19 protein-coding genes, 2 tRNA genes and 3 rRNA genes are annotated in these 23,057 nt (G+C 47.3%); 9 read left to right on the top strand and 15 right to left on the bottom strand.

Going from position 1 to position 23,057, the window contains the following annotated elements; genetic code table 11:
* Window positions 1-69: 69 nt before the first annotated feature.
* The 9 genes from CEW91_RS01785 to CEW91_RS01745 form a co-directional block, all read right to left on the bottom strand.
* Window positions 70-759 carry a TIGR04219 family outer membrane beta-barrel protein gene (locus tag CEW91_RS01785; protein WP_088767411.1) on the bottom strand — a complete coding sequence of 230 codons (690 nt, stop codon included), beginning with the start codon at window positions 757-759 and terminating at the stop codon, window positions 70-72.
* A gap of 21 nt (window positions 760-780) precedes the next feature.
* The gene (locus CEW91_RS01780; protein WP_088767410.1) at window positions 781-1,194 is read right to left on the bottom strand and encodes a copper chaperone PCu(A)C; all 414 of its coding nucleotides are present in this window, start codon (window positions 1,192-1,194) and stop codon (window positions 781-783) included.
* A gap of 44 nt (window positions 1,195-1,238) precedes the next feature.
* On the bottom strand, window positions 1,239-1,556 hold the full coding sequence (locus CEW91_RS01775) for a hypothetical protein (RefSeq protein WP_088767409.1): 318 nt from the start codon (window positions 1,554-1,556) through the stop codon (window positions 1,239-1,241).
* Window positions 1,557-1,711: 155 nt separating this feature from the next.
* Window positions 1,712-4,141: a TonB-dependent receptor plug domain-containing protein gene (locus tag CEW91_RS01770; protein ID WP_088767408.1), complete on the bottom strand. Its 2,430-nt coding sequence runs from the start codon at window positions 4,139-4,141 to the stop codon at window positions 1,712-1,714.
* Between the two features lie 358 nt (window positions 4,142-4,499).
* Window positions 4,500-4,615, bottom strand: a 5S ribosomal RNA gene (gene rrf, locus CEW91_RS01765).
* 108 nt (window positions 4,616-4,723) lie between these two features.
* Window positions 4,724-7,607, bottom strand: a 23S ribosomal RNA gene (locus CEW91_RS01760).
* A 218-nt stretch (window positions 7,608-7,825) separates the two neighbouring features.
* Window positions 7,826-7,901, bottom strand: a tRNA-Ala gene (locus tag CEW91_RS01755).
* 150 nt (window positions 7,902-8,051) lie between these two features.
* Window positions 8,052-8,128: transfer RNA gene (locus CEW91_RS01750), tRNA-Ile, on the bottom strand.
* 65 nt (window positions 8,129-8,193) lie between these two features.
* Window positions 8,194-9,735: ribosomal RNA gene (locus CEW91_RS01745) — 16S ribosomal RNA — on the bottom strand.
* Together the 16S, 23S and 5S rRNA genes with 2 tRNA genes alongside form the textbook arrangement of a ribosomal RNA operon.
* A gap of 615 nt (window positions 9,736-10,350) precedes the next feature.
* Here CEW91_RS01745 and trmA point away from each other — a divergent pair.
* Complete coding sequence (gene trmA, locus CEW91_RS01740) at window positions 10,351-11,319, top strand: tRNA (uridine(54)-C5)-methyltransferase TrmA (protein ID WP_088767407.1); 969 nt, start codon at window positions 10,351-10,353, stop codon at window positions 11,317-11,319.
* Between the two features lie 2 nt (window positions 11,320-11,321).
* Here trmA and CEW91_RS01735 read toward each other — a convergent pair whose 3' ends face one another.
* The 3 genes from CEW91_RS01735 to efp form a co-directional block, all read right to left on the bottom strand.
* Window positions 11,322-11,717 (bottom strand): MerC domain-containing protein, encoded by a 396-nt coding sequence (locus CEW91_RS01735; protein ID WP_088767406.1) that lies wholly within the window; start codon window positions 11,715-11,717, stop codon window positions 11,322-11,324.
* A gap of 132 nt (window positions 11,718-11,849) precedes the next feature.
* The gene (gene epmA, locus CEW91_RS01730) at window positions 11,850-12,821 is read right to left on the bottom strand and encodes an EF-P lysine aminoacylase EpmA (protein ID WP_088767405.1); all 972 of its coding nucleotides are present in this window, start codon (window positions 12,819-12,821) and stop codon (window positions 11,850-11,852) included.
* A gap of 9 nt (window positions 12,822-12,830) precedes the next feature.
* A complete protein-coding gene (gene efp, locus CEW91_RS01725; protein ID WP_053954303.1) occupies window positions 12,831-13,400 on the bottom strand; it encodes an elongation factor P in 570 nt (189 codons plus the stop codon).
* Between the two features lie 106 nt (window positions 13,401-13,506).
* Here efp and epmB point away from each other — a divergent pair, with 106 nt between their 5' ends.
* Window positions 13,507-14,529, top strand: a complete 1,023-nt coding sequence (epmB, locus tag CEW91_RS01720; protein WP_088767404.1) for an EF-P beta-lysylation protein EpmB — start codon at window positions 13,507-13,509, stop codon at window positions 14,527-14,529.
* Between the two features lie 13 nt (window positions 14,530-14,542).
* The gene (locus tag CEW91_RS01715; protein ID WP_088767403.1) at window positions 14,543-14,863 is read left to right on the top strand and encodes a hypothetical protein; all 321 of its coding nucleotides are present in this window, start codon (window positions 14,543-14,545) and stop codon (window positions 14,861-14,863) included.
* Here the strand turns inward: CEW91_RS01715 and CEW91_RS01710 are convergent.
* The 3 genes from CEW91_RS01710 to CEW91_RS01700 all read right to left on the bottom strand — a co-directional run bounded on the left by CEW91_RS01710 (window position 14,860) and on the right by CEW91_RS01700 (window position 17,462).
* Window positions 14,860-15,360: a DUF3016 domain-containing protein gene (locus CEW91_RS01710; protein WP_088767402.1), complete on the bottom strand. Its 501-nt coding sequence runs from the start codon at window positions 15,358-15,360 to the stop codon at window positions 14,860-14,862. The genes CEW91_RS01715 and CEW91_RS01710 overlap by 4 nt on opposite strands.
* Before the next feature lie 115 nt (window positions 15,361-15,475).
* On the bottom strand, window positions 15,476-17,119 hold the full coding sequence (gene groL / locus CEW91_RS01705; RefSeq protein WP_088767401.1) for a chaperonin GroEL: 1,644 nt from the start codon (window positions 17,117-17,119) through the stop codon (window positions 15,476-15,478).
* 52 nt (window positions 17,120-17,171) lie between these two features.
* A complete protein-coding gene (locus CEW91_RS01700) occupies window positions 17,172-17,462 on the bottom strand; it encodes a co-chaperone GroES (RefSeq protein ID WP_088767400.1) in 291 nt (96 codons plus the stop codon).
* Between the two features lie 171 nt (window positions 17,463-17,633).
* Here CEW91_RS01700 and cutA point away from each other — a divergent pair, with 171 nt between their 5' ends.
* The 6 genes from cutA to prmA all read left to right on the top strand — a co-directional run bounded on the left by cutA (window position 17,634) and on the right by prmA (window position 22,981).
* Window positions 17,634-17,945: a divalent-cation tolerance protein CutA gene (gene cutA, locus CEW91_RS01695; protein WP_088767399.1), complete on the top strand. Its 312-nt coding sequence runs from the start codon at window positions 17,634-17,636 to the stop codon at window positions 17,943-17,945.
* Window positions 17,942-19,645 (top strand): protein-disulfide reductase DsbD, encoded by a 1,704-nt coding sequence (locus CEW91_RS01690; RefSeq protein ID WP_088767398.1) that lies wholly within the window; start codon window positions 17,942-17,944, stop codon window positions 19,643-19,645. Before cutA ends, CEW91_RS01690 begins: the two co-directional genes overlap by 4 nt.
* A 145-nt stretch (window positions 19,646-19,790) precedes the next feature.
* Window positions 19,791-20,255 carry a type II 3-dehydroquinate dehydratase gene (gene aroQ / locus CEW91_RS01685; RefSeq protein WP_088767397.1) on the top strand — a complete coding sequence of 155 codons (465 nt, stop codon included), beginning with the start codon at window positions 19,791-19,793 and terminating at the stop codon, window positions 20,253-20,255.
* Window positions 20,256-20,263: 8 nt separating this feature from the next.
* Window positions 20,264-20,725: an acetyl-CoA carboxylase biotin carboxyl carrier protein gene (gene accB / locus CEW91_RS01680; protein WP_088767396.1), complete on the top strand. Its 462-nt coding sequence runs from the start codon at window positions 20,264-20,266 to the stop codon at window positions 20,723-20,725.
* Between the two features lie 20 nt (window positions 20,726-20,745).
* Window positions 20,746-22,095, top strand: coding sequence for an acetyl-CoA carboxylase biotin carboxylase subunit (gene accC, locus CEW91_RS01675; RefSeq protein ID WP_088767395.1), 1,350 nt, complete (start codon window positions 20,746-20,748; stop codon window positions 22,093-22,095).
* Between the two features lie 4 nt (window positions 22,096-22,099).
* Entirely contained in the window at window positions 22,100-22,981 is an 882-nt protein-coding gene (gene prmA, locus CEW91_RS01670; protein ID WP_088769329.1) for a 50S ribosomal protein L11 methyltransferase, read from the top strand.
* Window positions 22,982-23,057: the final 76 nt, after the last annotated feature.

Below are 23,057 nucleotides of genomic sequence, written 5' to 3'. Positions count from 1 at the left end.
TTACAAACATCTAACAATTTAGCTTATAAAGTTGTGCAACTGCAAGCGAATAAGCAGTATTCGTTTTCTTTAGAAGTGAACTTCCAGGCCAACAAATGGACCTTTGAAGGTGACATCAGAATAGATATCATCAACATCGTCTAGCTCAATGACTGAGTGGCGGTAGCCTGCATGCAAGTTCAAATCCACTGCCAAGTTCTCAACCAATCGATATTCAACACCGATTTGAGCATCCTGCACTTTTGAGTCTTTGACACTTAACGCACTCACTTCCGCAAACATCGTCAGCTCGGTCATCGGTATGCCCACGCGAGTCGCTAAATAGGCCGTTGGCACGGTCACCGAAAAGTCTTGTCGACCAAACGTCGTGCTCACCGGTGTACGAACTGTGCCGTCAAAGTCCATTGCGTTGATGCCCGCATCAAAAGAAATAATGTCATTATCGAAAAACTCGTAATAGAAAATGTAATCTCGATGACTAAAGTCGTTACGCCCGTAGCCACCATCAAATTCAAGGGCGTTCTCCCGAATTTTCACATTCGGAATCAATGGAACAGGATGCTCTAATGCGGCGTAATAGCTTGTTTGTCCTTTGTCTTCAAAGCCCGGAGTAAAAATTTCAGAGCCAACTCCGTACTCACCACTGGCATCGGTGTCCCAGTATTGCCCGCCAACATAAAGGCCTAAAACAGTGTCTGCGCTCGCAAGCGCCGGGGTCAATGCCAACGCGGCTGCGGCCATAATACTTTTCTTGTACATGTTCATCCTTAATACAACGTTTTATTTAACACGAATGGAAATTTGCTGTGTTTCGCCATTGCTGAAGTGTAATTGCAAGTCAAACGATTGCCCACTTTGCAGCAATGACGAGAGTCCAAATAGCATAAAATGATAACTTCCGGGTTCAAAAGTCACCTGCTCATTGGGAGAAATCTGAAGAGTCTTTACCTGCCGCATGGACATCATACCTTCGTCCATCACATGGGTATGAATTTCAACACTTTTTGCCACAGACGAGCTTACACGTTCTAGCGTTAGCGTATCTTTAGAAGTGTTGATTAACGTTCCGTACGCTGCTCCATTTGCCGCACCGGGTATACTTTCTCGAGCCCACCCGTCAGAAAAATTAACGACCTCGGCATAAGCTATCGAGGTCGTTAATAACAACAAAATACAACTGAATAATACGCGCATTGCTACTCCAGTAATGAGTTAATAATGCGCTATATTACACCTTATTAAGGCGCCCTAGAAACCCTGGGCTTGCGAAACACTAGGTAAAGAACGAAAAGACAGAGTAAAAGTGGCCAGAAAAAGCTAATTCCACTTAGCACCAGAGCGATAAAGGCGGCACAGAACCCGAGTAATGTGCTGCCAAATACTGTCGTGACAATGAAGAACACACCACCAACAACCAGCAACCAAACAATAAGAGAGACTGAAAGCTCAACTGCCGCCCCGAGAATTGAAGCCGTTAACGCAATAATCTCGTCACCAAAGAGTAGAAATGCGATGACGGCAATGACAATGAACCAAAGTGTTTTCTTATCTGACATAATTTTATCCACGCTTGTTAATGACGTTTATTGTATTGCCTTCACGAATCGTGCCAAAAATAACCTCATGTTTTTAAATGGTTTTTACAGAAGCTCTGGTATTAAAAATAAAAAAACCGCCAAATAGTGGCGGTTTTTACTAAGTTATTGGTTGTTTAAAATTTATATTCTACTTCAGAGTAGAAATAAGCACCGTTGAAACCAATAGGCGAATTTGTATTTGGGTATTTAAATATCGTATCAAACACACTTTCTACCGGCTGCTCTTCTGGATACTCGCTAAATACGTTCTGGCCACCAACAACCAGACTTAACGCATCAGAAAACGCGTATCTTACCGAAATATCCGTTACCCAGTTTGGTCCGTACGTATCATTGGCTTCTTCTGCTGTTTCGCCGGCGTCGTAGTCACCAATAATATAGGTTCCAAAGTAATTGAAACGTACGTCTGTTTTCCAGTCTCCTAAGGAATGAGTAAATCCTAGAGAGCCGCTATGGTCGGGGGTTGAATCCGTCATACGGATTTTTTCATCGTAATCGAATAAGACCGATTCAAGGCCATCGAAAAGCGGCGGTAAATTAACAGACTCTATTTCCGTATTATTGAAACCATAAGCAAGTTGTGCTTTAAGTTCGCCAAAGTCATTGAAATTAAATGTCTTGCTCGCAACAATATCCAGCCCTTCTGTTTTCGTATCAACGGCATTGATAAAGAAGCGCGCGTTTTCTGCCGAAACGGTACTTAACGCATCCGCGACCGCAGGAGAATCACTTGGAAATACTTGGTTCGATAGAATAATGCGATCATCAATATTGATACGGAAGTAGTCGAGCGTAATCGCCAAACCGTCATAACCATTCCAGACTATTCCCGCACTAATGCTGTCCGATTCTTCTGGTTGAAGGTCTGGAATACTCAGTGCTTCCGTCACCGGACTTAGGGAGTTAAACGTGCCAGAACGCTGTAGAACCGTCTCACCGTTGACATCCACAGCCAGAGTCGAAATGTTACTGAAGTAAAGCTGCTGGGCACTTGGCGCTCTGAAGCCTGTATTAACCGCCCCGCGTACCGCTATTCTATCAGTAATATCGTAGCGTCCAGACAGTTTCCAACTGGTATTCTCTCCAAAGTCAGAATAATCTTCGTAGCGTACAGCGGCGCCCCACATAAAGTCTGTAGTTAGCTGGTTTTCGGTTTCGAAGTAAACGCCAATATTGTCACGGCTCTGATTAACTTCTGCGTCAGGTCTGAAGCCCGTGTATCCTTGACTGCCAGCAGGTCTTCCGTCGTAGCCACCGTCTATATAGGACGCCTCCTCACCGGCTTCAATCTGGTAAGTGTTGTCTCTGTAACTTACACCGAAAGCTATTGATAGATCAGAGTTGTTTACGAAAGGAACGAAACGCTGAGCATCGAATGTCATGTTCGTTTCTTCATTTGTTAGTGTGCCCGCATCAAAAGATGTCGGTGTTAACTCCGGTCCTAAAGAGGCATTGAGCGAATTTTCGACATTATATTGAAACTCACTAACCCCATAACCGCCACTAAAATCCAGCGTCCACTCACCCAAGTACCACTCATAGCCAGCATACGCAGAGTAGTCTTTCACGTCCGGCGCTAAAATAGGCAGGAAGCCATCAGGATAGATTTCCGTGAGCGTGTTACTTTGAATCGCGCGTCGATAAAAAGCGCCTGATTCGGACTTGCGATCACTCACACCGCCAAAAGCATAAAGTCGACCGTCACCTAAAGTCATGTCGAAATTAGCAAATAAAGAGGCGTTTTCATATTCAGCTTGGCCTATATGAAAACTCTGTCTGTCAAAGGTTGCTTCTCGAGGATCCGGGTCGCCGTTTTCAAGCAACGGGTACTGCTGTCGGGTATCAGGACCCGCTCTATTGGTACGATTTTTATGGTGCAGTTCTCCAGATATCGTTAATGCGCCATCTTCACCCACAGCAAAGCCAGTACTCGCAGATGCTCGCCATTGTTCACCGTCACCTTTGTGAGTTTGACCAAGCTGTAAATTAGCACTGCCTCCGTCTGAGTTGTCTTTCAAAACAACATTAATCACACCGGCGATAGCGTCAGAACCATACAGTGCAGCAGCACCATCTCTTAATACTTCAATACGTTTTATCGCTGACATTGGTATCGCATTCAGATCAACGTTAGAGCTGCCTCGACCTGTTGTTCCATTAAGGTGAACCAAAGCAGAGCTATGACGACGCTTTCCATTAATAAGAACAAGCGTATGATCAGGCGATAGACCTCTAAGCGATGCTGGTCTTACAGCGTCACTGCCATCCGTAATAGAGGATGATGGGAAATTAAAACTCGGCACGGCATATTGAAGTGCTTTTGCAGTATCCGTCATCCCTGTGGCAGCTAGATCCTCTCCGCTAATAATGTCTACCGGTGCTGCACCATCTGTCGCTGTTCTCATAGATAAACGCGAACCGACAACCTGGATAACTTCTTCAACTTCCGCGCTTTCATTTGTGTCGGTACTTTGTGCGAATGCCACAGGAGTGATAAAAAAGCTACTAGCCAAAGCTAATGTTATAGGATTTATACGTTTCATACTGCTGCTCTCCCCGTTTATATGTCCTCTAAATATAGCAGCGAAAGAGCAATTTAGTTCAGTTCGGTTAGCGATGATATATAAACATTTGTTATAAGTAGCCTGGTGCGATTGCACTCGGTAAGGACTCATAATTTCAGCAGCGAGAAAGCGGATAGCAGGCATAAAAAAAGCCCCCGGCGTCAGCTGAGGGCTTCTTCGATTTGAAGTCTGGACAAGGTTTCGCAGAGCTCAACCTGTTCAGCGGGGTAAAGCCAAATTGTTGGCTTTACCGGGGACCCGCTTCACCCTACTCTCAGTAGGCCACCACCAGAAATAAAAAACCCCGATGCATCTGCACCGGGGTTATTTATTTGAAGTCTGGCGGTGACCTACTCTCACATGGGGAGACCCCACACTACCATCGGCGCTGGTGTGTTTCACTTCTGAGTTCGGGATGGATTCAGGTGGTGCCACACCGCTATGGCCGCCAGACATAAACTGTCACAACATAAAAAACTGATTCTAACTAATTTGCCACTCTCTTGCCGCTTAGCAGAGTCGCTCGCTTGTGCGTAACGTCTCAAACAACTTCGGTGTTGTATGGTTAAGTCTCACGGGCAATTAGTACGGGTTAGCTCAACGCATTACTACGCTTCCACACCCCGCCTATCAACGTCGTAGTCTTCAACGACCCTTCAGAGCACTCTAAGTGCTAGTGAGAGCTTATCTCGAGGCTCGCTTCCCGCTTAGATGCTTTCAGCGGTTATCGATTCCGAACATAGCTACCGGGCAGTGCCACTGGCGTGACAACCCGAACACCAGAGGTTCGTCCACTCCGGTCCTCTCGTACTAGGAGCAGCTCCTCTCAACTCTCAAACGCCCACGGCAGATAGGGACCGAACTGTCTCACGACGTTCTAAACCCAGCTCGCGTACCACTTTAAATGGCGAACAGCCATACCCTTGGGACCGACTTCAGCCCCAGGATGTGATGAGCCGACATCGAGGTGCCAAACACCGCCGTCGATATGAACTCTTGGGCGGTATCAGCCTGTTATCCCCGGAGTACCTTTTATCCGTTGAGCGATGGCCCTTCCATTCAGAACCACCGGATCACTATGACCTACTTTCGTATCTGCTCGACGTGTCTGTCTCGCAGTTAAGCTGGCTTCTGCCATTGCACTAACCGTACGATGTCCGACCGTACTTAGCCAACCTTCGTGCTCCTCCGTTACTCTTTGGGAGGAGACCGCCCCAGTCAAACTACCCACCAGGCACTGTCCACAACCCCGATAAGGGGCCTATGTTAGAACATCAAACATACAAGGGTGGTATTTCAAGGATGGCTCCACACCAACTAGCGCCAGTGCTTCTAAGCCTCCCACCTATCCTACACATGTAGGTTCAATGTTCAGTGCCAAGCTGTAGTAAAGGTTCACGGGGTCTTTCCGTCTAGCCGCGGGTACACAGCATCTTCACTGCGATTTCAATTTCACTGAGTCTCGGGTGGAGACAGCGTGGCCATGGTTACACCATTCGTGCAGGTCGGAACTTACCCGACAAGGAATTTCGCTACCTTAGGACCGTTATAGTTACGGCCGCCGTTTACCGGGGCTTCGATCAAGAGCTTCGCCTAAGCTAACCCCATCAATTAACCTTCCGGCACCGGGCAGGTGTCACACCCTATACGTCCTCTTTCGAGTTAGCAGAGTGCTGTGTTTTTAATAAACAGTCCCAGCCACCTGGTCACTGCGACCGCCAGCAGCTTATGACGCGAAGTCAATCACCACCAGCGGCGTACCTTCTCCCGAAGTTACGGTACTATTTTGCCTAGTTCCTTCACCCGAGTTCTCTCAAGCGCCTTAGTATTCTCTACCTGACCACCTGTGTCGGTTTCGGGTACGGTCGATGTTCATCTGAAGCTTAGAGGCTTTTCCCGGAAGCAGGGCACCAGCAACTTCACACCCGTAGGTGCTCGTCTCGTGTCTCAGCCTTAGCGACCCGGATTTGCCTAAGTCACCAGCCTACGCACTTTCACGCGGACAACCAACGCCGCGCTTGCCTAGCCTTCTCCGTCCCCCCATCGCAATGAACATCGGTACAGGAATATTAACCTGTTTCCCATCGACTACGCGTTTCCGCCTCGCCTTAGGGGCCGACTTACCCTACCCTGATTAGCATGGGATAGGAAACCTTGGTCTTCCGGCGTGCGGGTTTTTCACCCGCATTATCGTTACTCATGTCAGCATTCGCACTTCTGATACGTCCAGCAAACCTCTCGATTCACCTTCATCCGCTTACAGAACGCTCCCCTACCCAGTAGTAAACTACTGCCGCAGCTTCGGTGTATGGCTTAGCCCCGTTACATCTTCCGCGCAGGCCGACTCGACTAGTGAGCTATTACGCTTTCTTTAAAGGGTGGCTGCTTCTAAGCCAACCTCCTAGCTGTCTGTGCCTTCCCACATCGTTTCCCACTGAGCCATAACTTTGGGACCTTAGCTGGCGGTCTGGGTTGTTTCCCTCTCCACGACGGACGTTAGCACCCGCCGTGTGTCTCCCGGATAGTACTCATTGGTATTCGGAGTTTGCATGGGGTTGGTAAGTCGGGATGACCCCCTAGCCCAAACAGTGCTCTACCCCCAATGGTATTCGTCCGAGGCTCTACCTAAATAGATTTCGGGGAGAACCAGCTATCTCCGGGCTTGATTAGCCTTTCACTCCTAGCCACAAGTCATCCCCTAATTTTTCAACATTAGTGGGTTCGGTCCTCCAATTGATGTTACTCAATCTTCAACCTGCTCATGGTTAGATCGCCCGGTTTCGGGTCTATACCCTGCAACTCAACGCCCAGTTAAGACTCGGTTTCCCTACGGCTACCCTATACGGTTAACCTTGCTACAAAATATAAGTCGCTGACCCATTATACAAAAGGTACGCAGTCACGGAACAAGTCCGCTCCTACTGCTTGTACGTACACGGTTTCAGGTTCTGTTTCACTCCCCTCGCCGGGGTTCTTTTCGCCTTTCCCTCACGGTACTGGTTCACTATCGGTCAGTTGGGAGTATTTAGCCTTGGAGGATGGTCCCCCCATATTCAGTCAAGATAACACGTGTCCCGACCTACTCGTTTTCACTTTTCATGCACCTTCACATACCGGGCTATCACCGTCTATGGCTCTGCTTCCCAACAGATTCTGTTAGCACATGTAAAGCTTAAGGGCTGCTTCCCGTTCGCTCGCCGCTACTAGGGAAATCTCGGTTGATTTCTTTTCCTCCGGGTACTTAGATGTTTCAGTTCTCCGGGTTCGCCTCCTGGCACCTATTTTATTCAGTGCCGGATACTGAGCAAGCTCAGTGGGTTGCCCCATTCGGAAATCCATGACTCAAGTGGCTCTTACTGCCTCGTCATGGCTTATCGCAAGTTAGTACGTCCTTCATCGCCTCCAACTGCCTAGGCATCCACCGTGTACGCTTAGTCACTTAACCATACAACCCGAAGGTGTCTGGAATACATGACCAAGATTGTTTGTTCTCGCTGTACACAAGTTCGATACGCCTCTACCTTACGGTTTGTTCAAGTAGAGTGGCATTTCTTACTTTATTTACAATCAGCTTTCCATGTTGTTAAAGAGCGTGTAACACAAAGTTACCGGTAAACATTCTTAACCAAGAACACTTAACGCTAACGGTTACAAGAGAAGAAGTGGTGGAGCCAAGCGGGATCGAACCGCTGACCTCCTGCGTGCAAGGCAGGCGCTCTCCCAGCTGAGCTATGGCCCCGTTGTGGGCTTTCGACCACCCCCGATAAGGGAATTTCAAGCAAGGAAAAACCTGATACTTGAAATACTTTTGGCATTCTGGCAAGGCAAGAGGGTGCGAAGCATAGCCTGCTATGCGAGTACCCGAATAACGCCGTCCAGAATGACAAAATGGTGGGTCTGGGCAGACTTGAACTGCCGACCTCACCCTTATCAGGGGTGCGCTCTAACCAGCTGAGCTACAGACCCAGTTTCTTCTCTTTTAATATCAAGCCTGCAAACTGTGTGAGCACTCACGTCCGTTCGCAATAATGTAAGGAGGTGATCCAGCCGCAGGTTCCCCTACGGCTACCTTGTTACGACTTCACCCCAGTCATGAACCACACCGTGGTGATCGTTCTCCCGAAGGTTAAACTAACCACTTCTGGTGCAGCCCACTCCCATGGTGTGACGGGCGGTGTGTACAAGGCCCGGGAACGTATTCACCGTGGCATTCTGATCCACGATTACTAGCGATTCCGACTTCATGGAGTCGAGTTGCAGACTCCAATCCGGACTACGACGCGCTTTATGAGATTCGCTTACCCTCGCAGGTTCGCTGCCCTTTGTACGCGCCATTGTAGCACGTGTGTAGCCCATCCCGTAAGGGCCATGATGACTTGACGTCGTCCCCACCTTCCTCCGGTTTATCACCGGCAGTCTCCCCAGAGTTCCCGGCCGAACCGCTGGCAACTAAGGATAAGGGTTGCGCTCGTTGCGGGACTTAACCCAACATCTCACAACACGAGCTGACGACAGCCATGCAGCACCTGTCTCAGTGTTCCCGAAGGCACTAATCCATCTCTGGAAAATTCACTGGATGTCAAGGGATGGTAAGGTTCTTCGCGTTGCATCGAATTAAACCACATGCTCCACCGCTTGTGCGGGCCCCCGTCAATTCATTTGAGTTTTAACCTTGCGGCCGTACTCCCCAGGCGGTCAACTTAGTGCGTTAGCTGCGTTACTCACGTCTTAATGACACGAACAACTAGTTGACATCGTTTACGGCGTGGACTACCAGGGTATCTAATCCTGTTTGCTCCCCACGCTTTCGTACCTCAGCGTCAGTCTCTGACCAGGTGGCCGCCTTCGCCACCGGTATTCCTTCCAATATCTACGCATTTCACCGCTACACTGGAAATTCTACCACCCTCTTCAGGACTCTAGCGTGCCAGTTCTAAATGCAATTCCCAGGTTGAGCCCGGGGCTTTCACATCTAGCTTAACACACCGCCTACGTACGCTTTACGCCCAGTAATTCCGATTAACGCTTGCACCCTCCGTATTACCGCGGCTGCTGGCACGGAGTTAGCCGGTGCTTCTTCTGTGGCTAACGTCAACTGTAATCGCTATTAACGATTACCCTTTCCTCACCACTGAAAGTGCTTTACAACCCGAAGGCCTTCTTCACACACGCGGCATGGCTGCATCAGGCTTGCGCCCATTGTGCAATATTCCCCACTGCTGCCTCCCGTAGGAGTCTGGGCCGTGTCTCAGTCCCAGTGTGGCTGATCATCCTCTCAGAACAGCTAGGGATCGTCGCCTTGGTGAGCCTTTACCTCACCAACTAGCTAATCCCGCTTGGGCTCATCTTTAGGTGTGAGGCCCGAAGGTCCCCCACTTTGGTCCGTAGACATTATGCGGTATTAGCCACCGTTTCCAGTGGTTGTCCCCCGCCTAAAGGCAAATTCCCAAGTATTACTCACCCGTCCGCCGCTCGTCAGCAGAGAAGCAAGCTTCTCTCTGTTACCGCTCGACTTGCATGTGTTAGGCCTGCCGCCAGCGTTCAATCTGAGCCATGATCAAACTCTTCAATTAAAAGTAGTTCAATCAACTCAATGAATTACGCGTTTTGCTACTTAATGTAGCTGAACACTCATTCAAAAGTTGCAATACATATTTCTGTTTTGCGTAACTTCTGCAAGTGCCCACACAGTTTGCTTGGCTTGATATAATTGTTAAAGAGCGTTTCTCAGCAGCCTTGGCTGCGAGAGGTGCGTATTCTACACACCGTGTGTTTTCCGTCAATACTTTTTTGAAAAAAGATTTTTTAGAAAACTTAGGTTTTCGGCGGCTTCGTTGCCTGCCTCGAACGTGGAGCGCATTTTAGAGGTTTAACTCTCACCGTCAAGCGCTTTTTATGCCTTTTTAACTGTTTCTATCTCGACCGTTCAGTATTCGTTCAAATGTTGTCAGGAGTTAACATTTTATGCGTTAAATCTGAGCAAAATTTGGTAGTTAATAGTTTCGGTGCGTAAAATAGGGGGGAGTAAACGAAACCTACGCAACAGCGGATACTATGACCTACAAAAAGATTGATACAGCAAACTACCCAGAGCAGTTCCGACACAAAGAAGAACGTTTAATAAATAAGTTGTCTAAATTTGGAGTACAGCAATTAGATACTTTCGAGTCCCCCGGGAACACTACCGTATGCGTGCCGAGTTTCGTGTTTGGCATGAGGGCGATGACCTGTACTACATCATGTTCAACCCAGAAACGCGGGAAAAAATCCGTATGGATGAATTTTTGCCGGGTAGCGAGTTAATTAATCGCCTCATGAAACAGCTAATAGAAAAGCTAAGACCCAATCCAATACTTAGGAATAAGCTTTTTCAAGTCGACTTTCTTACAACCACAACGAACCAAGCAGTTATCTCTTTGCTGTATCACCGCCCCCTAGATGACGAATGGGAAAAGGAGGCCACAGCTTTACGTGAAGAGTTTAAAGACTTGGCGGATATTAATATTATCGGACGTGCGCGTAAGCAAAAACGAGTGCTGTTTGATGACAGCGTTATTGAGCACGTCGTTGTGGACGGTAAAGTCTATAAGTCCATTCAAACCGAAAATAGTTTTACTCAGCCTAATGCGAAAATTAACGAAGCTATGATTGGCTGGGTTAAACAACATATTGGACAAAACGATCACGACTTACTGGAGCTGTATTGTGGTAACGGTAACTTCACACTGCCTTTAGCCGAGAATTTTCAACGTATTTTAGCCACGGAGATCAGCAAAAGCTCAGTGGCTTCGGCTCGAAAAAGTGCCGAACTCAATGACATCACGAACGTCACTGTTGTTCGTATGTCAGCGGAAGAGTTTACAGAAGCGTTAAGCGGAGAGCGAACATCTCGTCGAGCTGAAGAAGCCGATATCAAAAGTTTCGATTGCAGGACTGTTCTAGTTGACCCACCAAGAGCAGGTTTAGATTCAGAAACATTGAAAATGGTATCGGCATATTCGCGGATTATTTACATATCCTGTAACCCGGAAACGTTAATAGAGAATCTAGACTATTTAACGAAAACTCATGACGTTACTGCCGCTGCTATGTTTGATCAGTTTCCATACACTGATCACGTAGAAACTGGGGTGATACTAGAAGTTAAAACAAACTAGCTCTACAGCGGTTGCTGAGAAGACGCAAAGGCCAACTTTTTGATAAGGCGTAAGTTTGAAACATGAGCGTATATGATCAAACCTGCGCCAAATAGAATAATAACCGGTTCACCCCAGTGTCCAAGCACGTCTCGCTGTGAGTAAATAGCAGCCCCCAGGAGTAACAGCGGCAATAAATTCCAGTTACCGTGCTTGCGTGCTCCACTCACCAATGACCAAAGTCCGATAAAGACGCTCAGTCCAAGGATTGAATTTTCTAAGGCATCCTCACCGATAAAGGCTAAGCCCGCCATTGCGAGTAATGGCAGAATAAGAGGCAGCAGTAAACAATGGATAGCACATAATGTGGTGATCCAAATTCCTGCTTTGTCCAAGTTTTCGGGCGTGTTGGCCTGCATAAAACGGTTCTGCCTTGCTCTGTCTTTCTCAAATGAATCATCTAACTCACGTGTTATATTATAACATACGAATTCATTATCCAAGACAGATCATCTAAATTTTGATTTAAGACAGAGTTACTCTTCGTTCTTTTAAGCGTTATTCGTTGTAAAAGGAAGGACTTCACTAATGTGCTTGGCACCGGATTTTATCATCAGTAGCCTATCAAAACCCAGCGCGACACCGGCACAGTCGGGTAGTCCGAATTTTAGAGCGTCAATAAGTCGTTCATCAGCCGGCATTTGCAATTGAGATTTCAAAGCGCGCTGCTGGTTATCCCTCTGAAAGCGCCGCTTCTGTTCGGCTGCATCGGTCAATTCGTGATAACCATTCGCCAGCTCGACACCTTGATAGTAAATCTCAAATCGCTTTGCCACTCTTGGGTCCGATTCATCGATTCGCGCCAGCGCAGCTTGCTCGACGGGAAAGTGGGTAACACATTGTGGTGTGTTCTCAGAGAAAGTCGGTTCAATACACTCAGAAAAAGCCACTTGAAGTATCGTGGACGCATCCGTTTCGCGTTTCATCCAGTCAGCTAAGGCAGGTAAACTCACAAGATGTTGTCTTATGCTTTCGACACCTTCCTGAGTCAATGGATCCAACTTCAGAACATCTAAAAAACACTGCTGATATGTTCGTTTAACTAAGGGGAGAGCACCACAGGTTTCTGATAGCAGTTCAGATACTTCGTCAATAAGCGCCGTGTCGTCATAACCCACTCGATACCACTCAAGCAACGTAAATTCAGGATTGTGGAAGCGCCCAACTTCGTCATCACGAACAACATGGCTGAGCTGATAAATATCTTGTTGGTAAGCGGCAATAATTCGTTTCATTGCAAACTCAGGGGAAGTTTGCAAATGCAGTGTTGGTGAACCGGATGGAAGAGACTGGCTAAACTCGGTAGACAGATTTTTTAGATGAACGTCGGTAACACCATACTGGGAGAGCAAATGAGTATCGACTTCAGTGACACCCCGCTTTTCGAAAAACTGGCGCACCGACTTCAACAGGTCAGCCCGCTGTTGCAGCATGCTCCAACTTGCGTCAGGGCGCCAGCTCATTACTCAAGCTTACTTCTGAACGCGTGAAACGTATTCGCCAGAGCGCGTATCCACTTTTATCACTTCACCAATTTGCACGAACAACGGTACTCGAACAACCGCACCTGTACTCAACGTTGCTGGCTTACCACCGGTTCCTGCGGTATCACCTTTTAAGCCCGGGTCTGTTTCGGTAATTTCCAGTTCAACAAAGTTCGGCGGCTGCACACTAATTGGTTTACCTTCCCACAAAATCAATGTACAAACATCCTGTTCAACCAACCACTTTTCCGCATCGCCAACAGCCTTAGCGTCAGCAGGCACCTGTTCAAACGTTTCATTGTTCATGAAATGCCAGAACTCGCCATCATTGTATAAATAAGACAATTCAAGTTCGATAACATCAGCACCTTCAACCGACTCGCCCGATTTAAAAGTTTTCTCGACCACTTTTCCGCTAATTAACTTACGGATTTTTACACGGTTAAACGCTTGGCCTTTACCAGGCTTAACCATTTCATTTTCGACGATCGAGCACGGCTCGCCGTCTTGCATGATTTTTAAACCGCCTTTGAATTCACTTGTGCTGTAATTTGCCATAACGACATTTTCCTTGCTTAAGCCATCATTATTTGCGCGCAATAATAAAACAAAATGAGTTTATTTTCAGGTAAAATACGCACTTTATTGAGCGTAGGGAGGTCACATGGACGAACATGCAGTATCGATCAGTCCGAGAGCCGACTGGCTATACGAATTAAAAAAGTCATATACTCGTCCCGAAGACTTGCTTTCCGCCTTGCAGCTTAACGCCAGTACTTACGCCAACGACATAAAAGCTCGACAATTGTTTTCTATGCGGGTACCACGCCCGTTCGCGCGACAAATGAAAGTCGGCGACCCTCATGACCCGTTGCTTCGCCAAGTGCTTCCTCTCGCAGAGGAATTTACCGTCGAACCTGGGTTTAGCAAAGATCCGCTAAACGAGCAGGCCTCACCTGCTAATGGGTTACTGCACAAATACCACGGGCGTGTTTTACTCATTTTACAAGGTGGGTGTGCCGTTAACTGTCGCTATTGTTTTCGCCGTCATTTCCCGTATGACGAATTAACCATTAGCCAACGTCAAATCGATGAGACCTTAGACTACATCAAACAAAATCCGGACGTTAACGAGGTTATTCTCAGCGGCGGCGACCCACTAATGGCTAAGGATGGGCGGTTGCAAAAGCTCGTGCATGAGCTGGAAGCTCTGCCGCAGCTAACCAGACTGCGTATTCACAGTCGATTGCCGGTCGTTATTCCGTCCAGACTAACGAATGAATTATTAACTGCTTTTACCCAAAGCCGCTTGCAAGTCGTGTTAGTCATACACGCAAATCACGCAAATGAGATTTCTGGCGAGTTGGCCGCCAATTTAAAAAAGTGGCATAACGCCGGCATACATCTGCTGAACCAAAGCGTTTTGCTAAGAGGGGTTAATGATAGTACAGACGCACTTTGTCATTTGAGCGAAACGCTGTTCAGCGCAAACGTGTTACCCTACTATCTGCACCAGCTCGACAAAGTTGAGGGTGCTAGTCATTTTGAAGTGAATGACAATGAAGCTCAGCAACTTTGGCTAGGCATGACACAAAAGTTACCTGGCTTTTTAGTTCCTAAGCTTGTTCGGGAACAAGCCAATAAACCCAGTAAAACAGCCATAATGCCCGATGGCTTAACAACATAATGAAGGATGATTCATGAGCGACAGCTTTGACAGTGTTGAACAGAAAATTCAAGAGCACCTGCAAATTCTCTACAGACAAGTCGTCGATGCCGATCAGTATCTAGATGACATGCGCCAGCAAGGTAAGGCTAAGTTTCAGGGCGTGTTTTCCGAGCAAACGATTTTTAATAGTAAAGGCAATAAGTTTCAGCCTTATTTAAATGAAGTTACCGAAAACTTTGAAGCCTGGAAAAAAGACCAGAGTAATGAAGAGTTGCTGCAGCTACTGGTTCAGCAACTGCAGCTCATGACAGAAACTCTAGCGAGGCTGAAGGCTATTCGCCAAGCGGGTTAGCTCTTTTCGCGTAAGGTTTCATTAAACCATCGAGTCAGCATTTCTTCTTCAAAATACAAATCGTTGCGACGTTTTACTGAAGCCAGGCTGTCATAGTTAAAGCCCATGTTCTTTAACTTCTCCTGGCCTTCCTTTATCACCTGCCCGCTGCTGTCAGTTAGCTGATAATTAAAGTGAATACGCGGAAAGTCTATTTCACGAACAATCCGCACATAGTTCGAGGTTGAACGTCCAAACGTTGGCTCTAAACGGCCCGTTAAGTCGACATCGGTTACCGTTAAAGTGAGCTTTTGTCCCTCTGGTAACTCTTTTGCAAGAGTCTGAATATGCTCAGCGAGCTGCCCTTTCACTTTTTCCTGATAACGCTCTTCATGACCATTAGCCGGCTCAAAATCGGTGTATTTATCAACACCTTCCCATTTAACTTCAGCCTCTCCCGCAAAGGAAAGAGCACTGAATGAAAGTGCCATTAAAACGACCAAACTACGGATACGCATGCTTATTCCTCCGTCATACGTTTTGCTTATATGTCGTTAGAGTGCCGAAAAGCAAAAAAATTCCATAAAAAAAGGGAGCCGGCTGAGGCTCCCTGTTTAGACGTTTAAGCGCGCATCACATCATGCCGCCCATTCCGCCCATGCCACCCATGTCGCCGCCCATTCCGCCAGCGTTATCGTCTTGCGGGATGTCAGCAATCATAGCTTCAGTAGTAATCATCAGCGCACCAACTGAAGAAGCAAACTGCAGCGCTGAACGAGTTACTTTGGTCGGATCCAAAATACCCATTTCCAGCATATCGCCATAGGTATCGTTACCTGCGTTGTAACCGTAGTTGCCTTCTCCATCACGTACGTTGTTAGCAACAACAGACGCTTCTGCACCTGCGTTGGTCGCGATTTGACGCAGTGGTGCTTCCATTGCACGCAGTGCTAAACGAATACCGACGTTTTGCTCTTCATTGTCACCACGTAATTCTCCCAGTTTGCTCGCTGCACGAACCAGTGCAACACCACCACCTGGGACAACACCTTCTTCAACCGCAGCACGAGTTGCGTGCAGGGCATCTTCCACGCGTGCTTTCTTCTCTTTCATTTCAACTTCGGTCGCAGCGCCTACTTTAATGACTGCAACACCACCGGCTAACTTCGCCAGACGTTCTTGCAGTTTTTCGCGATCATAGTCAGAAGTGGTTTCTTCCATCTGTTGTTTAATTTGTGTTACGCGACCTTCAATAGCAGCGTCATCGCCATTACCATCAACAACAGTGGTGTTATCTTTAGTGATAACCACACGTTTCGCTGTGCCTAAATCTTCCAGCTGAGTTTTCTCCAACTCCATGCCGATTTCTTCAGAAACAACAGTACCACCTGTCAATACTGCGATGTCTTGCAGCATTGCTTTACGACGGTCACCAAAGCCAGGGGCTTTAACGGCAGCCACTTTAACAATGCCACGCATGTTGTTTACAACCAATGTCGCCAACGCTTCGCCTTCAACATCTTCAGCGATGATCAGCAATGGTTTACCTGCTTTAGAAACCCCTTCTAATACCGGCAGTAATTCGCGGATATTAGAGATTTTCTTATCTACCAACAGGATGAACGGGTTATCCAGTTCAACTGAACCGCTTTCCTGATTGTTAATGAAGTAAGGAGACAGGTAACCACGGTCGAATTGCATACCTTCGACCACATCAAGTTCGTCAGTCAATGCCTGACCTTCTTCAACAGTGATAACGCCTTCCTGACCCACTTTGTCCATTGCTTCGGCGATGATTTGACCGATAGTTTCGTCAGCGTTTGCCGAAATAGTACCAACCTGCGCAATCGCTTTGCTGTCGGCACATGGTTGAGAAATTTTCTTCAACTCTTCAACTGCAGCGATAACCGCTTTGTCGATACCGCGTTTTAAATCCATTGGATTCATACCCGCCGCAACAGCTTTCAAGCCTTCGTTTACGATAGCTTGCGCTAATACGGTCGCAGTAGTTGTACCGTCACCAGCTTCGTCGTTTGCTTTAGACGCAACTTCTTTAACCATTTGTGCGCCCATGTTTTCGAACTTGTCTTCCAGCTCGATTTCTTTTGCAACGGACACACCATCTTTAGTGATATTCGGCGCACCAAATGACTTATCTAGAACCACGTTACGACCTTTAGGGCCTAAGGTTACTTTTACTGCGTCAGCCAGTACGTTGACGCCTTTCAGCATTTTTTGACGCGCTGTGTTACCAAACTTAACTTCTTTAGCTGCCATGTTTGCTTTCCTCTTTAAATACGGTTTAACGATTTATGCGTTAGGGTTTGGCTTATTCTTCGATAGCCAAAATGTCGCTTTCGCTCATGATCAGGTACTCTTCACCGTCGATTTTCTCGGTTTTGACACCGTAACCTTCGCTGAACAGAACCTTGTCGCCGGCTTTTACGTCCAGCGCACGCACTTCACCGTTATCCAAAATACGGCCATTACCTACAGCGACGACTTCACCGCGTGTAGATTTTTCTGCCGCAGAACCAGTCAGAACAATGCCGCCTGCCGATTTTGCTTCGACTTCGATGCGTTTAATAATGACTCGATCGTGTAAAGGACGAAGTTTCATTGGTGATAACTCCTCAACCTATGTTGTTAGTGGTAAATACCCCTTTGGGGCGTGTTAAAAACGTTGTGCTCAATAAATGGGGGAAATTTTTGTCTTATCAAGGGGGCAGATAAAAATTTTTTATGGTAATTTTGCTGCTCAATTGAATAACGCAATGATACAGGTGTTTCCATGGTCAAACTCTTCTATTGCACAACCGACAGTCAGTCATCTGCTAATGAGCTGGCCGCTTCAGTCGTGGAACAGCAATTGGCCGCCTGCGTTAATATCATCCCGGGCATTACCTCTGTGTATCATTGGGATAACGAGATTCAACACGATCAAGAGTGGTTGCTACTGATAAAAACCACTGACGAGATGTCTGAGCCGCTCAAAGACGCCATACTAAAAGCACACCCGTACGATTCGCCAGAGCTTATCAGTGTCGATGTTACCGATGGCTTACCTGATTATCTGCAGTGGGTTCAGGATACCGTAAAATGAGAAAGTCGCTGTTCAACGTTGTTATAGCCTTATTCTTAATAGCCGCTCTGCCTGCTCACGCAGCGCAAAGTCCTTTCGCCAGTAACAGTCAAGAGTTTCTGCCCGTTGATCAAGCCTTTGACTTTAGCAGCGACGTTGATGGCAAAACCGTAACGGTCAGTTGGTTAATTGCGCCAGACTATTATTTGTATCAGCACCGTTTTTCCGTGGTACCAGAGAATGCTCTAGCTGAAACATTACGCTTTCCGAAAGCCGAATCCCACCACGACGAGTTCTTTGGGGAATCCTTTATTTACCGGGAGTATGTAGAACTTACCTTTGAGCTAAGCGAAGACTACTCTGGCGAAAAAGTCACTATTCAATACCAAGGCTGTGCTGATGCCGGTCTGTGTTATCCGCCGACTAAAAAAACCATAACGCTCGACGCTAATACCGACAGTAACGCCAGTAACGTACAAAAAACGACTTCTGAAAGCGCCCTGTTTGGTATTGGTGAGCAGTCGCTTGTCGTGACACTCTTGCTATTTTTCGTATTCGGTATTGGTTTAGCCTTTACGCCCTGTGTCTTCCCTATGTACCCCATTCTGTCCGGCGTTGTTTTAGGTAACCGCCGGCGTACCTGGCGCAATACGTTATGGCTCTCCTTTATCTATGTGCAAGGTATGGCTATTACCTATTCGTTACTTGGTCTGGTCGTTGCACTGGCCGGTATGCAATATCAGGCTTACTTCCAACATCCAGCCGTTCTCATTGTTTTGGCGGTATTGTTTACTGCGTTTGCGTTCAGTATGTTTGGCGCGTTTACCTTACAGCTTCCCGTTAGTTGGCAGTCTCGACTGCAGCAATTTAGCGGCCAACAAAAAGGGGGTAGCCCGTTAGGTGTATTCATTATTGGAGCCATCTCCGGGTTAGTGGCGTCTCCGTGCACAACGGCTCCTCTTTCCGGTGCTTTACTTTTTATTGCACAATCAGGCGATATCATTAACGGCGCGGCAATACTCTATGCGTTAAGCCTGGGCATGGGGGTGCCTCTTATTCTGTTCGGTCTCAGCGGCGGTAAGCTGCTGCCTAAAGCCGGCGCCTGGATGACCGTTGTGAAACAGTTGTTTGGCTGGTTACTGCTTGCTGTCACACTGTTTTTAGTCGAACGCTTATTGCCAACCCATATAAGTATGTGGCTCTGGATATTCTACTTTGTGATTGCCGCCGGTGCGTTAATTGCCGCCATTAGTCGAATGACCTCAGTTAAATCGACCGTTGTCTCATTAGTTATCTTGTCGAGCCTGGCAACCGTTGGCGTTTACTGGCAAGTGAATAAGGCGCAGTTGGAGCAGCAAAGCCATGGCTTATTCAAGCAGGTTACGACTCTAGAAGACATTCAACGCGAAGTCGCTGAGAGTGACACATGGGTCATGTTGGACTTATACGCAGACTGGTGCGTTGCCTGTAAAGAGTTTGAACAATACACCTTCTCTGACGCGAGCGTGCAAAAACACTTTGAGAACATGCAGTTAATACAAGCTGACGTTACAGCCAACAATCAGCAAGATATCGATATATTGAATTACTACAACGTGCTTGGTCTACCAACCATTTTGTTCTTTTCACCAAGCGGCGAAGAACAAAATGCATACCGCGTAACGGGCTTTAAAGACGCCAAAGAATTCAAAACACATCTTGAGAAGATGCTAAATGAGTAATTTTGCGCCTAAATGCTCTGATAAGACCAGTAAAGTGCTGCATTCCTGTCATTTTTGCCTATAATACGGAAAATAAGAACTCACACTTGAAGTCGCTGTCTACAATAAGTTAGTTTTCAGTGATTTCGGAGCAGATGGCGGCATAATGGCGAAACCTTCTCATATATTAGTGCTAAATGGGCCAAACCTTAACCTGCTGGGCTCGCGGGAGCCGTCTATTTATGGTCACAAAACGCTCTCTGACATTCAGCAAGATCTAAACAGCATCGCCAAAGCTAAGGGTGCAGAATTAACCTTTAAGCAATCAAACGCTGAACATCAACTCATTGACTGGATACAACAAGCGGCGGAATCGGGTGTCGATTACATCATCATCAACCCAGCAGCTTATGCTCATACCAGTGTAGCGTTAAGAGATGCGTTGTTAGCCACTGCCATTCCATTTATTGAAGTACATATTTCCAATATTTACCGCCGTGAATCATTTCGGCATCACTCCTATTTAGCGGACGCCGCAACCGGCGTAATTTGCGGCTTAGGCCCCTCGGGTTATGAGTACGCGTTACACGCCGCTTTACAGCATTTAAATAACAACGACATTGAAAGGTAAGCGTTAGCATGGACATTCGTAAAATTAAGAAATTGATTGAACTGGTTGAAGAGTCAGGTGTAGCTGAGTTAGAAATTACTGAAGGCGAAGAGTCGGTTCGTATTAACCGATACAGCGCTCAAGCCGCGCCGGCACCTGTTCAATATGCTCCACAACCAGCACCTCAGGCGGCACCTCAAGCTCAGCCAGCTCCGGCGGCTGCAGACAGTGCTGAAGCACCCAGTGAGGAAATATCCGGTCATATCGTTCGCTCGCCAATGGTAGGTACCTTCTATGAAGCGCCTTCGCCAGATGCAAAACCATTCGTCACTGTCGGTTCGCGAGTCAACGCTGGCGATACGCTGTGCATTGTTGAAGCAATGAAAATGATGAACCAAATTGAAGCGGACAAGTCCGGTGTTGTGAAGCAAATTCTGGTCGAAAACGAAGAACCAGTTGAGTTTGATCAGCCACTATTTGTTATCGAATAAAGTAACCGCAGGAATTTGTCATGTTAGATAAAGTGGTCATAGCCAACCGCGGCGAAATTGCACTGAGAATTTTGCGAGCTTGTAAAGAGCTTGGCATTAAAACGGTTGCGGTTCACTCGACGGTCGACAGAAATTTAAAACACGTACTGCTAGCTGATGAAGCTATCTGTATTGGTAAAGCACCGGCGAATGAAAGCTATTTGAACATTCCCAGAATTATTAGTGCAGCGGAAATTACCGACTCTGCAGCTATCCACCCAGGCTACGGCTTCTTAGCGGAGAACGCAGACTTCGCTGAGCAGGTTGAACAATCTGGCTTTGTTTTCGTCGGCCCAACAGCAGACGTTATTCGCCTGATGGGCGACAAAGTGTCAGCAATCAAAGCGATGAAAAAAGCGGGTGTTCCTTGCGTCCCGGGATCAGACGGTCCATTAGACGACGACAATGAGCGCAATATTAAGCTCGCTAAACGCATCGGTTACCCAATTATTATCAAAGCAGCCGGCGGCGGCGGTGGTCGCGGTATGCGCGTAGTGCGTCAGGAAAGCGAACTGCTAAGCGCTATTAGTATGACGCAAAACGAAGCTCGCGCTGCTTTCGGGAACCCCGTTGTCTATATGGAAAAGTTCCTGGAGAATCCTCGCCACGTCGAGGTTCAGGTTCTAGCCGACGGCCAGGGTAATGCTATCCATTTAGGTGAACGTGACTGCTCCATGCAGCGTCGCCACCAAAAAGTAGTGGAAGAAGCGCCGGCCCCGGGTATCACACCGGAAATGCGTAAGTTCATCGGCGAGCGCTGCGCCAAAGCCTGTATTGAAATTGGCTATCGCGGTGCCGGTACCTTTGAATTCTTATATGAAAACGGCGAGTTCTACTTCATAGAAATGAACACCCGTATTCAGGTAGAGCACCCAGTCACCGAAATGGTTACCGGTATCGACCTCATTAAAGAGCAGCTTCGCATCGCTGCTGGTCGCCAACTCTCTATCAGCCAGGAAGATGTCGTTATTCGTGGGCATGCTGTTGAGTGTCGTATTAACGCTGAAGACCCAGATACCTTTGTACCGTCGCCCGGTCAAATTACCCGTTTCCATCCACCGGGTGGTTTTGGTGTGCGTTGGGACTCTCACGTTTATGCGGACTATAAAGTACCACCCAATTATGACTCAATGATTGGAAAGCTGATTACTTACGGGGAAAACCGAGATATCGCCATTGCCCGTATGCGCAACGCGTTAAGTGAGCTCATTATTGAGAACATAAAAACCAACGTGCCGCTGCAAAAAAGCATCATGGCGGATGAGAACTTCCAGCATGGTGGTACAAACATCCATTACTTAGAGAAAAAGCTGGGTATGGGTGGTCATTAATAGAATGGCCTGGATACAACTCACACTTTCAAGCAGTGAAGAGCATGCGCCGCGTGTCGGCGACATGCTCATGGGTAACGGCGCTCAAGCGGTCACCTACCGCGACGGCGCCGACACACCTATTTTTGAGCCCAGACCGGGCGAAGTGACGCTATGGCAAAATACCCTTGTCACAGGGTTGTTCGACGCTGAAGCTGATATTAAATCGGTTGTCACTAACCTGGAAAAGTCAGCTATTCTGCCGACGCCTCTTCAATACAAAACTGATGCACTTGAAGACAAAGACTGGGAACGCGAATGGATGGATAACTTCCACCCTATTCAATTTGGTGAGCGGCTTTGGATTTGCCCAAGTTGGCGTGATATTCCTGACCCATCGGCTGTCAATATCTTGCTTGATCCAGGCATGGCGTTTGGCACCGGTACGCATCCAACGACGGCGATGTGCCTGAGATGGCTTGATGCGAACCCACCAAAAGATAAGACCACCTTAGACTTTGGCTGTGGCTCCGGTATTTTAGGCATCGCAGCGTTGCTATTTGACGCTAAGCACGCCATCGGTATCGATATCGATCAACAAGCGCTCATTGCGACCAAAGATAATGCCGAACGTAACGGTGTCAGCGACAAGTTTGATGTCTACTTACCAAGTGAGCAACCACAAACACAGGTCGATTTAGTCCTCGCTAATGTGCTTGCCGGTCCACTCAGAGAGTTATCGGACACCATACTGGCGTTTGTAAAGCCCGGTGGTCAGCTTGTGCTGTCAGGTATTCTGGAACGCCAAGTCGATGATGTTATGCAAGCCTACCAGCCTGACATTAATTTCGACACGCCCGTCATAGACGGTGACTGGGCAATGCTGAGCGGTACTCGAGTTGGTTAACAAGCGTTCGCTTTGTCAATAGTAAAAAGTTAAAAAAAGACTCAAATTGCGTAATAAATAGCCTTTTCTTTATTGC

This window comes from Idiomarina piscisalsi, from assembly GCF_002211765.1.
GTDB classification, from domain to species: Bacteria; Pseudomonadota; Gammaproteobacteria; order Enterobacterales; family Alteromonadaceae; genus Idiomarina; species Idiomarina piscisalsi_A.
The sequence above is the reverse complement of the archived record's forward strand: the minus strand, read 5'-3'. Positions and strand labels throughout refer to the sequence as shown.